Source organism: Serratia sp. 2880STDY5682894 (genome assembly GCF_001537385.1).
In the GTDB taxonomy this organism is placed as follows: domain Bacteria; phylum Pseudomonadota; class Gammaproteobacteria; order Enterobacterales; family Enterobacteriaceae; genus Serratia; species Serratia nevei.
In genome coordinates this window covers 473,324-487,179 of the sequence record NZ_FCJA01000001.1, presented here as the reverse complement: position 1 = coordinate 487,179, position 13,856 = coordinate 473,324, and the positions used below count along the sequence as shown (strand labels likewise).

Genomic DNA, 13,856 nt, shown 5'->3' with positions numbered 1-13,856 from the left:
GTGGTAGGTTATTTATTCGCTATTTTTGGGTTTTTATTCAATTCTCGCCGTGTCATCAAGCTGCAGCACTGGGCGGTTAACGTGATGGGTTCGATACATGCGGCGGTTAACTTCGGCAGGAGGATGTGATGAACGATAAAACGGCACGCCCGCAGGATGTGGTTCAACAACAGCTTGACGCCTATAACGCCCGCGACATCGATGCCTTCATGGCCTGCTGGGCGGACGACGCGCAGTATTACGAGCATCCCGACACGCTGCTGGCCAGCGGTAAGGCGGCGATCCGCGAACGGCATCTGGTGCGTTTCCAGGAGCCGAGTCTGTACGGCGAACGGATAAAACGTATGGCGGTGGGGAACATGGTGGTCGATCAGGAAGTGGTGACGCGCAACTTCCCGCAGGGGCGCGGCAAAATGGATGTCATCGCCATCTACGAAGTGGAACAGGGGCAGATCGCCAAAGCCTGGTTCAAGATCGGCCCCTGCGTGCCGGATGAAGGCGCGCTCTAGCCGCGCATTATTGCAACGCCATCACCGCCTCTATCTCTACGCACACCTGCGGTGAGAACAACGCGCTGACCGCCACCAATGAACAGGCCGGCAGCGCGCCATCGAAATAGTCAAACAGCACCGGGCGCACGCCCGCCAGATCGGCAATGTCGGTCAGGAACACGCTGATTTTAATCAATGCCTTGAGATTCACGCCTTCGCTGGCGGCGATGGTCGCCAGCTGTTCGAGGATCTCCTGCGTCTGTTCCGGCGCGCTCAAGCCTTGCGCGTCGGTGGCGAAGGCCGTCAATCCCGACACGTACAGGCGATCGCCGTGGCGCACCGCATGCACATAGGGGCCGCCCGGCGTAGGCAACTGCGGATAATTCGTGCGTTTTAATGATGTCATGATCAAACCCCGCGCAAGACCGGTTAATAAAATCGACAAACTTGGTTAGGATACTGAGGAAGCGGCGGCCAGACGCCGCACACCGATGATATCTGAGAGTATCATCCCTCTTTATTTTATACGTCGTCTCTCACGCGAATGTGACAGTGCGGCGCAGATCGGCCACAAGGACGCATGAGACGATGAACCCGCTTTTTACTCCCTACCTGCAACGCTGGCAACTGGAACAGGACGGCAAAGCCTTCGAAACCCACAGCAGCCTGCTGATGCCGGTGCGTTACCGGGGCGAGGCGGCTATGTTGAAGATCGCCCGCGAGCAGGAAGAGCGCTTCGGCGGCCAGCTGATGTGCTGGTGGCGCGGGGAAGGCGCCGCGCAGGTGCTGGCGTGGCACGACGACGGTATTCTGCTGGAGCGCGCGCAGGGTGAAGGTTCGCTGGCGCAGCTGGTGCGTGACGGCGACGATGAGCAGGCCACGCAGATCCTTTGTCGGGCGATCGCCGCGTTGCATGCGCCGCGTGCCGCACCGTTGCCCGAGCTGATCCCGTTGCAGGAGTGGTTCAGCTCGCTATGGCCGGCGGCGCAGGCGCACGGCGGCATGCTGCGTCTCAGCGCCACGACGGCGGCGGAGCTGCTGAGCAGCCCGCGAGAAGAAAGCGTGCTGCACGGCGATATACACCATGACAACGTGCTGGACTTCGGCGAACGCGGCTGGCTGGCGATCGATCCCAAGCGCTTGTACGGCGAACGGGGCTTCGATTACGCCAATATCTTCTGTAATCCCAACTACGGCATCGCCACCGACCCGGCCATTTTCCAGCGGCGCGTGGAACAGGTCTGCCGCTTGGCCGGGCTGGAGCGCCGGCGCTTGCTGCAATGGATCCTGGCCTGGTCGGGGCTCTCCGCCGCCTGGTTTATGGAAGACGGGCAGGCGGCGGATATCGACTTCCGCGTGGCAGAGCTGGCGGCGCGCGCATTGGATCTCCCGCTGCCGGACGGCGATTCAGGGTTCATCCTGCCAGTAATCGAGCGAGGTTGAAGGGCGCTGCAGGTAGCGTACCTGCTCGCCGTCTGCGCTGCGCGCCATCGCCTGGTATTTGCCGGAATCCGGGTACATCACCAGCTCCGGCTGCTCGCGCGTGCTGACGGACAGGTACTTCAGCGGCGCATCGGAGGTGTTGATGATCTGGTGCGGGTATTCCGGGCCCGGCGGAATGAAGATGACATCCCCGCTGACGATCGGCAGCATTTCTCCGGCCACCCGCAGCGTACCGCTGCCTTCCAGAATGATGAACATTTCCTCCTGAGCGTAGTGAAAATGGTAGGGGCAGGAACGCATGCCCGGCGCCACGCAATCGAAGGAGGCGCCCAGCTTGTCGGCGGCGGTGCCGGTGCCGAGGCGAGCGCCGACGCTGTCATACAGCGGCGGTCGCCGATCGTGTTGCTTATCTACCCGTTCGACATTGCGTATCAAGCGCTGAGCTAACAGCGCGGCTTTCTCAGTCATAGGCTTCCTTGGTGACGTTGTCACTTAAAAATTGACGATAGCCAGAGAAAATCCGTCCCAGCCCTTGCTGCCCACGGTTTGCAAGGCGGTGGCGGTCAAACGGGGTTCCTGCGCCATCATCGTGAAGAACTCGCGTACGCCTTGTACACGGGCGTCCGTACTGGCGGCGTCGGTGACTGCGCCATCGCGCACCACGTTGTCACCGATAATCACCGTGCCCGGGCGCGCGAGTTTAAGCGCCCAACGCAGGTAATCGGGGTTGCTGGGTTTGTCGGCGTCGATGAAGATGAGATCAAAGGGGGCCAGGGTGTGCAGCGTCGGCAGGTGAGTCATGGCGGGGCCGACGCGCAGCTCAACCAGGCCGTCGAGACCGGCGCGAGTGATATTCCGGCGGGCGATGGCGGCGTGGCTTTCATCCGCTTCCAGCGTGATCAATTTGCCATCCGCCGGTAGCGCGCGCGCCAGCCAGATGGTGCTGTAGCCGCCCAACGTGCCGATTTCCAAAATGCGTTTGGCGTTCACCATGCGGGCGAACAGCTGCAGCAGTTTGCCCTGATTCGGCGCCACATCATGCGCCGGCAGCCCGGCGGCAGCGTTGGTCGCCAGCGCCTGCAGCAGGGCATCATCTTGTTCTACCAGGCTGTCTGCGATATAGCGATCGACCTGGGACCATTGTTCCTTTTCTTTCATGCGGGCCTCGTGCGGGAAACGCAGTGTGCCCACCAAGTGAAGGCGTCGCCGCCGAGCTTGTCAATGCACGGCGTGCGTTTGGCATCTTATGCTGCCGTTTCTCGCCGCGGCAGCGACAGCAGCAGATGGGCGATGGCGCCGCCGACAATGCCCCAGAAGGCCGAACCGATGCCGAGCAGCGTGACGCCGGAGGCGGTGATGAGGAAGGCGATCAGCGCCGCGTCGCGCTGTTTCTCATCATGCAGCGCGCGCTGCAGGCTGCCGCCGATGGTGCCGAGCAGCGCCAGCCCGGCGATGGTGTGGATCAGGGCGACCGGCAACGCGCTGAACAGCAGGCCGATGGCGCCGCCGAACAGCCCGGCCAGCAGGTAGAAACCGCCGGCGGCCACCGCGCCCATATAGCGTCGCTGCGGATCGGGATGCACGTCCGGCCCCATGCAGATGGCGCCGGTGATCGCGGCGATGCACACCGAGAAGCCGCCGAACGGCGCCAGCAGCAACGCGGTCAGCGCCGTCCAGGCGATCAGCGGTGACGTAGGCACGCGGTAGCCCGCCGCCTGCAGCGTGGCGATGCCGGGAGCGTTCTGCGAAGCCATGGTCACCACGAAGAAGGGTACGCCGATGCCCAGCAGCGTCGGCCAGCTGAAGTGCGGCGCGATAAATTCCGGCATGGCGAACGCCGGCGCATGCTGCGTCAGCTGGATATTGCCCTGCAGCGCGGCGATCGCCAGCCCGGCCGCCAGCGTTAGCACGATGGCGTAGCGCGGTTGATAACGGCGGCTGAGCAGATAGGCCAGCCCCATGCCGGCGCTCATAGGGAAATTGAGCTGCAGCGAAGCGAAGGCGTCCAGGCCGAAACGCAGCAGGATCCCCGCCAGCATCGCGGCGGAAATCGCCTGCGGAATGTAGTCCATCAGGCGGGCGAACAGCCCGGTGACGCCGCACAGCAGGATCAGACCGGAAGCGAAGATAAACACGCCGATCGCCTCGTTGATCGGCGTGCCGGGCAGGCTGGTGACCAGCAGTGCCGCACCGGGCGTCGACCAGGCGGTGAGGATCGGGGTACGGTAGTAAAGCGAGAGTCCGAGCGAGGTGATGCCCATCGCGATCCCCAGCGTGCTCAGCCAGCCGCCGATCTGCGCCGGCGTGGCGCCTGCAGCGGCGGCGGCCTGAAAAATGATCGCGGCGGAGCTGGTGTAACCCACCAGAACGGCGACAAAGCCGGCCATGACGGCGGGCAGGGTCAGATGGCGCAGGGAGAGGGCTGGGCGCATGAGTGGCTCCAATCGGTGGTTGTGCGTTATAACGCACGTTGAGAAATCAGCATAGCACCGTGCGCTATAGCGCACAAGCGGGTATAATCGGGCTCGACACGCAGAGGAGAACTGGATGCAGGAACTTGCCGGCCATTTGGCACACACCCTTCGCACGCTGCGCGCGCAGCGCGGCTGGAGCCTGACGCAGGCGGCGGAATACACCGGCGTCAGCAAGGCGATGCTCGGGCAGATTGAACGCGGCGAGTCCAGCCCGACGGTGGCGACGCTGTGGAAGATCGCCACCGGTTTCAACGTGGCGTTTTCCGCCTTCCTTGAGGCCTCGCCCGCGCAGCAGCAGGCGACGCTGCATCGCTACGGCGAGCTGCCGGTGTACGATCAGGACAACGCCGATATGCGCGTGGTGCCGCTGTTTCCCTACGATCGCCAGCTGGGTTTCGATATGTTCGTCATCGATCTTGCACCGGGCGCGCTCAGCGAGTCGTCGCCCCATGAGCCGGGCGTGATCGAGCATGTCATCGTGATCAGCGGCCGGTTGGAGTTGGCGATAGACGGCGAATGGCACAGCCTGGCCGCCGGCGAGGCGATGCGCTTTCAGGCCGATCGGCCGCACGCTTACCGCAACGCCAGTTCACAAACGGTGCGTATTCACGATCTGATCCACTATCCTCAATCCTGACTCAACGCGGCGGCCGTGGGCTTTGACTCCGCGCCGCCAAACGCCTACCTTGTTGAAAATGACTCTTATTTCACAGGCTGTCGCCCACGACGGGGCGGCGTTGCAGCCGACTCAAAAGGAGCTTGATTTTGCCGGTCACCAATCGACGTCAGTTCATTAAACTCAGTGCGCAAACCGCAGGAGCCGTATTCGCGATGACTTCATTACCCAACAGTATCCGCCTGGCGATGGCGGCGGAAGGCGGCGCGGCCGCCGGCGATGACTTCCTGTGGCTGGAAGAGCTGCAGGGTAAAAAAGCGCTGCAATGGGTGCAGCAGGAAAATCAGCGCACCGTGGCGCGTTTCGGCCAGGGCGAAGACTTTCAGCGCATTGAACGCGAGGTGTTGGATATCCTCAATAAAGACACCCAAATCCCGTGGGTGAGCAAGCGCGGCGAGTACTATTACAACTTCTGGCAGGATCAGGCCAACCCGCGCGGCCTGCTGCGGCGCACCACGCTGGACGAGTACCGCAAGGCCAAACCGGCCTGGGAGACGGTGCTGGATATCGATGCGTTGGGCAAGGCGGAAGGCAAGGATTGGGTCTATCAGGGCTCGCAACCGCTGGCGCCGGAATACCGCTATTGCCTGATGCAGCTGTCGCCGGACGGCGGTGATGCCACCGAAATCCGCGAATTCGATCTGGTGGCCAAACGTTTCGTCAAGGACGGCTTCAACGTGCCGGTGGCGAAAAGCCGGGTCTCCTGGGTCGATCGGGACACGCTGTTCATCGCCACCGATTTCGGCCCCGGATCGATGACCCAGTCCGGTTACGCGCGCATCGCCAAACGCTGGCGGCGCGGCACGCCGCTGAGCGCCGCCGAAACGCTGTACGAAGCGCAGCCCGAGGATATGGCGGTCTTCGCCTATCACGATCGCACGCCGGGCTTTGAGCGCGATTTCGTCGGCCGCAGCGTGGATTTCTATCGCCGCGACTATTTCCTGCTGATGCAGGACGGCCGGCAGAAAAAAATCGATATCCCGGCCGACGCCGAGCTGGACACGCATCGGGAATGGCTGCTGATCAAACCGAGCAGCGACTGGGAGGTGGGCGGCAAGCGTTATCCGTCCGGCGCGCTGCTGGCGGCCAACTTCGATGACTATCTGGCGGGTAAGCGCGAGCTGCAGCTGTTGTTTACCCCGACGGCGGAGCAGGCGCTGAGCGGCTACAGCGGCACCCGCGATCATCTGATCCTCAGCATCATGGATAACGTGGTCAACCGGCTGGAAGTGCTGACGCCGCAGGGCGGCAGCTGGCAACGTCGCCCGCTGGGCAACCCCGGCGCCATCAGCACCCTTTCCGCCGGCGGCATCGACGAAGAGAGCAACGCCTATTTCCTGACCGTCAGCGGGTTCCTGCAGCCGACCTCGCTGTACATGGGCAATCTCGACGGCGGTGAGGCGACGCTGCTGAAACAGGCGCCGCAGGATTTTGACGCGTCAGGCTACCAGGTGAGCCAGCATTTTGCGCGTTCCAAGGACGGTACCCGCGTGCCGTATTTCCAGATTGCCGCCAAAGATCTCAAACCGGACGGCAGCACGCCGACGCTGCTGTATGGCTACGGGGGGTTTGAAGTGCCGCTGCTGCCGGGCTATCTCGGCGGCAAGGCGCCGGCCTGGTTGGAGCGCGGCGGGGTGTACGTGGTGGCCAATATCCGCGGCGGCGGCGAATACGGCCCGGCCTGGCACCAGGCGGCGCTCAAGCAGAACCGCCATCGCGCCTACGAGGATTTTGCCGCCGTGGCCGAAGATCTCATCGCACGCAAGGTGACCTCGGCGCCGCATCTGGGGGCGCGCGGCGGCAGCAACGGCGGCCTGTTGGTGGGCAATATGCTGACGCTGTATCCGCAGCTGTTCGGCTGCATCGTCTGCGAAGTGCCGCTGCTGGACATGCAGCGTTATACCCAGCTTTCCGCCGGCGCGTCGTGGATCGCCGAATACGGTGACCCGAGCAAGCCGGAGGAGTGGGCCTACATCAAGACCTTCTCGCCGTACCACAATATTCAGGCGCAGACGGCCTATCCGCCGGTGCTGTTCTATACCGCGACCAGCGACGATCGGGTCAACCCGGCCCACGCCCGCAAAATGGCTGCGCGCATGCAGGCGATGGGGTATCAGCAGGCCTATTTCTATGAAAATACCGAAGGCGGGCACAGCGCCGCCGCCGACAAGCAACAGGCGGCGTTCCACAGCGCGCTGGTAAGCGAATTCATGTGGGCCAACCTGAGCGGCAAGCCCAAGTCAGCGTAAGCCTTTTTCTTGCAGGCATAAAAAAACACCGGGGCGTTAACCCCGGTGTTTTTATTTACGTTCAATCTGCCGGCGATCAGCGAGCCGCGGTGGCTTCCTGCGCTTTCTGATTGGCGTCTTCGGTGGTGTCCAGCGTCATGCGGTACAGCTTCGGCGCGGTCAGCATCATCAGGATAGCGATGACGGCGGTGACGATGCCGATCTGCATAAACACATGGCTGTAGATGGCCAGCGAAGCGTGCGCGTCGTTGATGTCGCTCGGGACGGCGGTCAGACCGGCAACCTTACCGGCGATCAGCGCGGCGGCGGCGGTGGTCAGGAACCAGGAGCCCATGATGAAGCCCATCAGACGCTGCGGCACCAGCTGTGCCACCATCGCCAGACCCAGGCCGGAAATCATCAGCTCGCCGATGCTCTGCAGCGCGTAGCTCAGGATCAGCCAGTTGACCGACACGATGCCCTGTTCGTTGGCGAAGCTGGCGCCCCATGGCAGCACCAGGAAGGCGCAGGAACACAGGATCATGCCGAAAGCGAACTTGTGCGGCATCGGCAGGCGATCGCCCATTTTGTTATACAGCGCGGCCAGAATCGGGCTGGCGAGCATGATCCAGAACGGGTTCAGCGCCTGATACTGCTCCGGCTCGAAGGCAACGCCGAAGATGCTGTGTTCCACGTTATGGATGGCGAAGAAGTTCAGCGAGGTTGGCATCTGGCTGTACAGCACGAAGAACACCACCGCTTCCAGCATCAGCAGGAAGGCGACGATCATCTTGCGGCGTGCGGCGCCGTGCAGGGCGAAGGTTTCCTTGGCGAACACCAATACGATGCCGGCGGAAACCAGGGCCAGCGCCCAGCGCGCGATCACCTGGTTGTGCAGCAGCCAGCTGGACACGGCGATCAGCGCCACGATGCCGACCAGCACCATCAGCAGTTTCGGCAGATGCAGCGGCTTGAAGTCAGGCTTGGAACCGTTTTCCTTCACCCACTTGTGGCACATCATAAAGTTGACCAGGGTGATCAGCATGCCGACCACGCTCAGGGAGAACGCCACGCTCCAGCCGTATTTTGCCGCCAGCCACGGAGTCGCCAGCATGGAGAAGAAGGAACCGATGTTCACCGACATGTAGTACATGGTGAAGGCGCCGTCGATACGCGGATCGTCTTTCTCATAGCAGGTGGACAGCAGGGAGGATGGGTTGGCCTTGAACAGGCCGCTGCCCACGGCGATGGTCGCCATACCCATGTAGACCCAGAAGATGTCGTGGCCGGAGTAGGCCACCATGGCGTAACCGGCGGCCAGCACCAGCGCGCCGAGCACGATCACGCGTTTGGCGCCCAGCACCTTGTCGCCCAGCCAGCCGCCGATGGCGACGAAGCCGTATACCAAGGCGCTGAAGGAAGAGAACAGGGTGATGGAGTCGGCTTCGCTCATGCCGAGCATCTTGACCAGATAAACCGCCATGATGCCTTGCAGGCCGTAATAGCCGAAACGCTCCCACAGTTCGATCGAGAAGATCAGATAGAACGCTTTCGGTTGTTTGAACGCGTTAAGGCTAACGCTCTCCGGGTGTTGGTTGTTTGCTGTTGACACTGGTACCTCTGTTTTTTCACAGCCCGTCTTTGGAGGACGGGAAAGTACAAAAGTTGATGCGGAACGGCATCCTTTTGCGTTGTTATAGGATGGGGACGGCGGTTAATGTTCACTATCTTTGTCAACGTGGCAAGCAGTTTGTCATATTTGGTTACATTTAACGCCCACAGGATTATGCTGCGATGTTGCAAATGTTATGCAGTATTAACTTTCGGGTTTTAATGGTTTGCCGATTTTTTGTTTTGATTAAAAGCTATACGGATTTTAAACAGGGATATATTCTGCTGAATTGCTATTTCTTAGCGCATCAGTGTATGTACGGTTATTAATCCGTTGGAATGTTGTGTATATGGCGCGTTTTGTAAAATTATAGAAATTTAGGAAAACGGGACTGGCATTTGTGAACGCCTTGTGATCCCGAAAGCGTGACGTTCACCGCAATTTTCGACTAATTTTTCGCTTGAAAATAACACGGCACTGAGTTTTTCACTGAAAACCGCGATAACGCCGGGGTTACTGCTGCGCGATATCACATTTCCGATAAAAAAGAGGCGTTGGCGGGGGAAAGAACGCGGTGGGGTACGGTTTGCCGCACCCCACAAACTCAGGATTCCGGATAAACCTTTTCTTTATACTCGCACAGGTCTTCGATAATGCAGGAGCCGCAGCGCGGTTTGCGCGCGATGCAGGTATAGCGGCCGTGCAGGATCAGCCAGTGGTGGCAATCGACCTTGAATTCGGCGGGCACCACCTTCAACAGCTTCTCTTCCACCTGATCGACGTTCTTGCCCGGCGCGAAGTGGGTGCGATTGCACACCCGGAAGATATGGGTGTCGACGGCGATGGTCGCCCAGCCGAAGGCGGTGTTGAGCACCACGTTGGCGGTCTTGCGGCCGACGCCGGGCAACGCTTCCAGCGCGGCACGGTCTTCCGGCACTTCGCCACCGTGCAGCTCCAGCAGCATGCGGCAGGTTTTGATCACGTTTTCGGCCTTGCTGTTGAACAGGCCGATGGTCTTGATGTACTCCTTGACGCCATCAACCCCCAGCGCCAGCATGGCGGCGGGAGTGTTGGCGACCGGATAAAGCTTGGCGGTCGCCTTGTTGACGCTCACGTCGGTGGCTTGCGCAGACAGCAGCACCGCAATCAGCAGTTCAAACGGCGTGGTATACACCAGCTCGGTGGTCGGGTGCGGATTGTTGTCGCGCAGCCGGGTCAGAATTTCGAGTCGCTTCTGCTTGTTCATCAGGCCTTCTCAGCACGTCCTTGTTCCAGCAGCGGTTCCACCGCCACGGCGCGGGCTTTGCGCGCCTTCATTTTTTCGTCGATCAGATATTTGACCGCCAGCAGCAGCCCCAGGCCGATAAAGGCGCCCGGCGGCAGCATCGCCAGCAGGAAGGGGCTGTCGAAATGCACCACTTCGATGCGCAGCGACTTGGCCCAGCCGCCCAGCAACTGATCGGCGCCGTCGAACAGCGTGCCGTTGCCCAACAGTTCGCGCATTGAGCCCAGCGTCACCATCACGCCGGTAGCGCCGAGGCCGATGGCCATGCCGTCCAGCGCCGAGAGGCCGACCGGCTTCTTGGCGGCCACCGCTTCGGCGCGGCCCACCACGATGCAGTTGGTCACGATCAACGGAATAAAGATGCCGAGCGACTGATACAGGCCGAAGGCATAGGCGTTGATCAGCATCTGCACGATGCTCACCACGGCGGCGATGATCATCACGTAGATAGGAATGCGCACCTCGCTCGGCACCCAGCGGCGCACCGCGGAGATGGAGGCGTTGGTCAGCGTCAGCACCAGCGTGGTAGCCAGCCCCAGGCCGAGCGCATTGGTGACGGTGGAGGTCACCGCCAGCAGCGGACACATGCCCAGCAGCTGCACCAGGGCGGAGTTGTTTTTCCACAGCCCCTGGACGATCAATTCTTTGGCTTCACTCATTCGCTGGCTCCACACGCAGGTAAGCTTTCAAGTTTAGGCGGCAGCGTTTCCATATACAACGCCGTGCGGCGTACCGCATTGACCACCGCTCGCGGGGTGATGGTGGCGCCGGTGAACTGGTCGAACATGCCGCCGTCTTTCTTCACCGCCCAGCGCTTATCGTCCGGGCCTTCGATTTTCTTGCCGCTGAAGAAGGAAATCCAGTCGGAAATGCGCAGTTCGATTTTGTCCCCCAGCCCCGGGGTTTCGTGGTGCTCAATGACTCGGGTGCCGAGCACCGTGCCGTTGAAATCGGCGCCGACCAGCAGCTTGATGGCGCCGGAGTAGCCGTCCGGCGCGGTGGTTTCCAGCGCGGCGGCGGTCGGCTGCCCGTTTTTGCGCGCCAGGTACAAGCGGTGCGGCGCGCCGTCGCCCAGCGCCGGGTCGCTGACCAGGAAGCATTCGTTCTGCATGACGTTGTCGTAGTTTTCCGGCGGCACCACCTGATCGAGCAGCGCTTTTTGTTGCAGCGCCGCCTGATGGGCGATGGTGGTTTTCGTCAGGGCGTAGACCACGGCGGTCAGGCCGGTGGTGACCGCCGCGAACACCGCCAGCGTGGTGCCGTGCTTTCTCATGGAATTCAGCATGGCGGCTCCTTAGCGATGGCCGTACACGCGCGGCTGCGTGTAGTGGTCGATTAACGGGACGGTGATGTTGGCGAGCAGCACGGCGAAGGCTACGCCGTCAGGGTAGCCGCCATAGACGCGGATCAGCCACACCAGCACGCCGATCAGCGCTCCGTAGATCAAACGGCCCTTCGGCGTAGTAGAGGCGCTGACCGGATCGGTGGCGATAAAGAACGCGCCCAGCATGCTGGCGCCGGAGAACAGGTGGATCAGCGGCGAAGCCTGATGCGCCGGATCGATCCACCAGGCCAGGCCGGAACAGAAGGCGATGGCGGCCAACATGCTGAAAGGGATCTGCCAATGGATCAGGCGGCGCGCCAGCATAAACAGGCCGCCGGCCAGGAAGCCGAGGTTGACCCACTGCCAGCCGATGCCGGCCAGGGCGCCGCCAAACAGCGGCTGCTGCAGCACCTGTTCCACGCTGTGGCCGCTGCGCAGGCCGGTTTTGAAGCCGTCGAGCGGCGTGGCCTGGCTGATGCCGTCCACGCCCATCTGCAGTTCGTGCAGCGTCGCGCCTTGCGAGGTATGGCCGCTGAAAATGGCCAGCAGCGTGTCGTGGAGCGACAGCGCGGTGGCGCGCAGCTCATCCGGCGGCAGCCAGCTGGTCATCTGTACCGGGAAGGAGATCAGCAGCACCACGTAACCGACCATTGCCGGGTTGAACGGGTTCTGCCCGAGGCCGCCGTACAGCTGCTTGGCGATGACGATGGCGAAGAAAGTACCGATGACGATCATCCACCAGGGGGCCAGCGGCGGCAGGCTGATGCCGAGCAGCAGCGCGGTGAGCAGGGCGGAGTTATCCGCCAGCCGGCTGCGCACCGGCAGCTTGCGCAGCTTGAGGATCGCGCCTTCCGCCGCCAGCGCGACGATCGCCGCCAGCGCCACTTGAATCAATACGCCGTAGCCGAAGAACCAAATCTGTGCCGCGATGCCGGGAATGCACGCCAACATGACCCACAGCATGATGCGGCTGGTGCTTTGCTGGTTGTGGGTGAAAGGCGAGCTGGCGATGTGTAAGCCTTTGGCGGCTGTGGGTGATACCGGCCTGAACTTCATAGAGTAACGATACCTTCTGCGCCGCGCCTGCGGCAGTTTCGATGCGCCGTTCTGAAGGCGCGGCAAAAATGATAGCCGAGCATTCTACCTGATTCGATGCGAGGGTAATACGCCTTAATAATAGGGGTATTCAGCTTTTCGCATTCGCGGCGATCGGGGCAATGCAATTTGATTTTTTTTTGGCCGGAAAATGGGCTAACGTGAGGAATTGTCAGTGGAACTTGTGCCGCTAGCGACCGCAAAAAACCGGGTAACCGTATGAATGAGATATGATTTTTCTCCAAGTTTTCGCACAAAATAACAACTTTCACATAATCTGTGTAGGTTACTATCGCGACATTATTGAGTTAGTGAATCCATAATAATGACAAATGAAGACATTTTTTTTATTGAAGAGCTAATTGAGTGGGTGGAGATACATCTGGAGAAGCGGCCAAACCTGGATGAAGTCGCGCGTATTTCGGGCTATTCCAAGTGGCATCTGCAGCGTAAATTCAAGCGTATTACCGGCATTCAACTCGCCACCTATATCCGTTCGCGCATCCTGACGCGCGCCGCGGTGGCGCTGCGCATCACCCGTCGCTCGATCATCGACATTTCCGATGAGCTGGGCTTCGACTCGCAGCAGACCTTTACCCGCATGTTCAAGCAGCGCTTCAACATCACCCCCAATCGCTACCGCGCGATGGAGCACTGGGATGTGAAAAACCTGATGCCACGCTTTAACTTCGAAGCCAGCTACGGCGCCGGTTATTATCCGGAGGTGAAGCGGCTGACGCTGCCCGAGATGCAGCTGGTCGGCTTCACGCGCCGGCTGGATTTCGCCTCCGAGCAGGAGCTGGAGTACTCTTCCTGCATGGCGATGAAGGACGAGATTTTCAACGACTTCTTCAAGGGGCTGCACGTCGACTGCCGGCGGATTTACAGCATCTATTCCCCCCAGGCCGGGGAAGGCGACGAGCTGTCATCCACGCTGGTGATGGCGGTCGATCCTGAACACAAAAAGGATATTCTTTCCAACCATCAGATAGACACCTTCCATTTGCCGAGCCGCGAGTTTATCTCCATCAACCATAAGGGCACGGCGAAAGAGTGTCTGCAGTTTTTCGGTTACCTGATGTCGCATGTGATGCCAGGGCTGAAGGATGAGGTGCGCGGCAGTATGGAAATGGAGATCATTCAGACCAAAGAGTGGAATCCGGAATCTAAACTGCGTCAGATTGAGGTGGATTACACCTACCTGATCTCTATCGATTAAACGGCACCC

General features: G+C 60.9%; 14 protein-coding genes. 5 read left to right on the top strand and 9 right to left on the bottom strand.

What is annotated here, in order from left to right; genetic code table 11:
- The first annotated feature begins 128 nt into the window (after positions 1-128).
- The gene (locus AWX27_RS02150; protein ID WP_038874851.1) at positions 129-509 is read left to right on the top strand and encodes a nuclear transport factor 2 family protein; all 381 of its coding nucleotides are present in this window, start codon (positions 129-131) and stop codon (positions 507-509) included.
- Between the two features lie 7 nt (positions 510-516).
- Here AWX27_RS02150 and AWX27_RS02145 read toward each other — a convergent pair whose 3' ends face one another.
- The gene (locus tag AWX27_RS02145) at positions 517-897 is read right to left on the bottom strand and encodes a RidA family protein (protein WP_038874872.1); all 381 of its coding nucleotides are present in this window, start codon (positions 895-897) and stop codon (positions 517-519) included.
- Between the two features lie 182 nt (positions 898-1,079).
- On the opposite strand from AWX27_RS02145, the gene AWX27_RS02140 reads away from it, so the two are divergent.
- Positions 1,080-1,934 (top strand): aminoglycoside phosphotransferase family protein, encoded by an 855-nt coding sequence (locus tag AWX27_RS02140; RefSeq protein ID WP_060419154.1) that lies wholly within the window; start codon positions 1,080-1,082, stop codon positions 1,932-1,934.
- On the opposite strand, the gene AWX27_RS02135 is transcribed toward AWX27_RS02140, so the two are convergent.
- The 3 genes from AWX27_RS02135 to AWX27_RS02125 all read right to left on the bottom strand — a co-directional run bounded on the left by AWX27_RS02135 (position 1,899) and on the right by AWX27_RS02125 (position 4,366).
- On the bottom strand, positions 1,899-2,402 hold the full coding sequence (locus tag AWX27_RS02135; RefSeq protein ID WP_048233594.1) for a cupin domain-containing protein: 504 nt from the start codon (positions 2,400-2,402) through the stop codon (positions 1,899-1,901). The two genes, AWX27_RS02140 and AWX27_RS02135, sit on opposite strands and share 36 nt — an antisense overlap.
- A 24-nt stretch (positions 2,403-2,426) precedes the next feature.
- A complete protein-coding gene (locus tag AWX27_RS02130; protein ID WP_060419152.1) occupies positions 2,427-3,092 on the bottom strand; it encodes an O-methyltransferase in 666 nt (221 codons plus the stop codon).
- 86 nt (positions 3,093-3,178) lie between these two features.
- The gene (locus tag AWX27_RS02125; RefSeq protein WP_060419149.1) at positions 3,179-4,366 is read right to left on the bottom strand and encodes a benzoate/H(+) symporter BenE family transporter; all 1,188 of its coding nucleotides are present in this window, start codon (positions 4,364-4,366) and stop codon (positions 3,179-3,181) included.
- Between the two features lie 115 nt (positions 4,367-4,481).
- On the opposite strand from AWX27_RS02125, the gene AWX27_RS02120 reads away from it, so the two are divergent.
- Both AWX27_RS02120 and AWX27_RS02115 read left to right on the top strand, forming a co-directional pair.
- Complete coding sequence (locus AWX27_RS02120; RefSeq protein WP_060419147.1) at positions 4,482-5,045, top strand: helix-turn-helix domain-containing protein; 564 nt, start codon at positions 4,482-4,484, stop codon at positions 5,043-5,045.
- A 194-nt stretch (positions 5,046-5,239) separates the two neighbouring features.
- The gene (locus AWX27_RS02115; RefSeq protein WP_060419145.1) at positions 5,240-7,333 is read left to right on the top strand and encodes a prolyl oligopeptidase family serine peptidase; all 2,094 of its coding nucleotides are present in this window, start codon (positions 5,240-5,242) and stop codon (positions 7,331-7,333) included.
- Between the two features lie 76 nt (positions 7,334-7,409).
- Here AWX27_RS02115 and dtpA read toward each other — a convergent pair whose 3' ends face one another.
- From dtpA to rsxD, 5 genes are all read right to left on the bottom strand, one after another.
- Complete coding sequence (gene dtpA / locus AWX27_RS02110) at positions 7,410-8,924, bottom strand: dipeptide/tripeptide permease DtpA (protein ID WP_038873079.1); 1,515 nt, start codon at positions 8,922-8,924, stop codon at positions 7,410-7,412.
- 604 nt (positions 8,925-9,528) lie between these two features.
- The gene (nth, locus tag AWX27_RS02105) at positions 9,529-10,170 is read right to left on the bottom strand and encodes an endonuclease III (protein WP_019455952.1); all 642 of its coding nucleotides are present in this window, start codon (positions 10,168-10,170) and stop codon (positions 9,529-9,531) included.
- Positions 10,170-10,868: an electron transport complex subunit E gene (locus AWX27_RS02100; RefSeq protein WP_038873082.1), complete on the bottom strand. Its 699-nt coding sequence runs from the start codon at positions 10,866-10,868 to the stop codon at positions 10,170-10,172. Before AWX27_RS02100 ends, nth begins: the two co-directional genes overlap by 1 nt.
- Complete coding sequence (gene rsxG / locus AWX27_RS02095) at positions 10,865-11,494, bottom strand: electron transport complex subunit RsxG (RefSeq protein ID WP_033652583.1); 630 nt, start codon at positions 11,492-11,494, stop codon at positions 10,865-10,867. The genes AWX27_RS02100 and rsxG overlap by 4 nt, the downstream gene beginning before the upstream one ends.
- A 9-nt stretch (positions 11,495-11,503) precedes the next feature.
- On the bottom strand, positions 11,504-12,589 hold the full coding sequence (rsxD, locus tag AWX27_RS02090; protein WP_048233608.1) for an electron transport complex subunit RsxD: 1,086 nt from the start codon (positions 12,587-12,589) through the stop codon (positions 11,504-11,506).
- Positions 12,590-12,953: 364 nt separating this feature from the next.
- On the opposite strand from rsxD, the gene AWX27_RS02085 reads away from it, so the two are divergent.
- Positions 12,954-13,847: a helix-turn-helix domain-containing protein gene (locus AWX27_RS02085; RefSeq protein ID WP_060419143.1), complete on the top strand. Its 894-nt coding sequence runs from the start codon at positions 12,954-12,956 to the stop codon at positions 13,845-13,847.
- Positions 13,848-13,856: the final 9 nt, after the last annotated feature.

Bases quoted from the DNA above. Each gene is read 5' to 3' on its own strand.
- rsxG (WP_033652583.1), bottom strand. From the start codon at position 11,494: ATGCTGAATTCCATGAGAAAGCACGGCACCACGCTGGCGGTGTTCGCG.
- AWX27_RS02150 (WP_038874851.1), top strand. From the start codon at position 129: ATGAACGATAAAACGGCACGCCCGCAGGATGTGGTTCAACAACAGCTT.
- rsxD (WP_048233608.1), bottom strand. From the start codon at position 12,589: ATGAAGTTCAGGCCGGTATCACCCACAGCCGCCAAAGGCTTACACATC.
- AWX27_RS02125 (WP_060419149.1), bottom strand. From the start codon at position 4,366: ATGCGCCCAGCCCTCTCCCTGCGCCATCTGACCCTGCCCGCCGTCATG.
- AWX27_RS02135 (WP_048233594.1), bottom strand. From the start codon at position 2,402: ATGACTGAGAAAGCCGCGCTGTTAGCTCAGCGCTTGATACGCAATGTC.
- AWX27_RS02085 (WP_060419143.1), top strand. From the start codon at position 12,954: ATGACAAATGAAGACATTTTTTTTATTGAAGAGCTAATTGAGTGGGTG.
- AWX27_RS02120 (WP_060419147.1), top strand. From the start codon at position 4,482: ATGCAGGAACTTGCCGGCCATTTGGCACACACCCTTCGCACGCTGCGC.
- AWX27_RS02140 (WP_060419154.1), top strand. From the start codon at position 1,080: ATGAACCCGCTTTTTACTCCCTACCTGCAACGCTGGCAACTGGAACAG.
- nth (WP_019455952.1), bottom strand. From the start codon at position 10,170: ATGAACAAGCAGAAGCGACTCGAAATTCTGACCCGGCTGCGCGACAAC.
- AWX27_RS02145 (WP_038874872.1), bottom strand. From the start codon at position 897: ATGACATCATTAAAACGCACGAATTATCCGCAGTTGCCTACGCCGGGC.
- AWX27_RS02130 (WP_060419152.1), bottom strand. From the start codon at position 3,092: ATGAAAGAAAAGGAACAATGGTCCCAGGTCGATCGCTATATCGCAGAC.
- AWX27_RS02115 (WP_060419145.1), top strand. From the start codon at position 5,240: ATGACTTCATTACCCAACAGTATCCGCCTGGCGATGGCGGCGGAAGGC.
- AWX27_RS02100 (WP_038873082.1), bottom strand. From the start codon at position 10,868: ATGAGTGAAGCCAAAGAATTGATCGTCCAGGGGCTGTGGAAAAACAAC.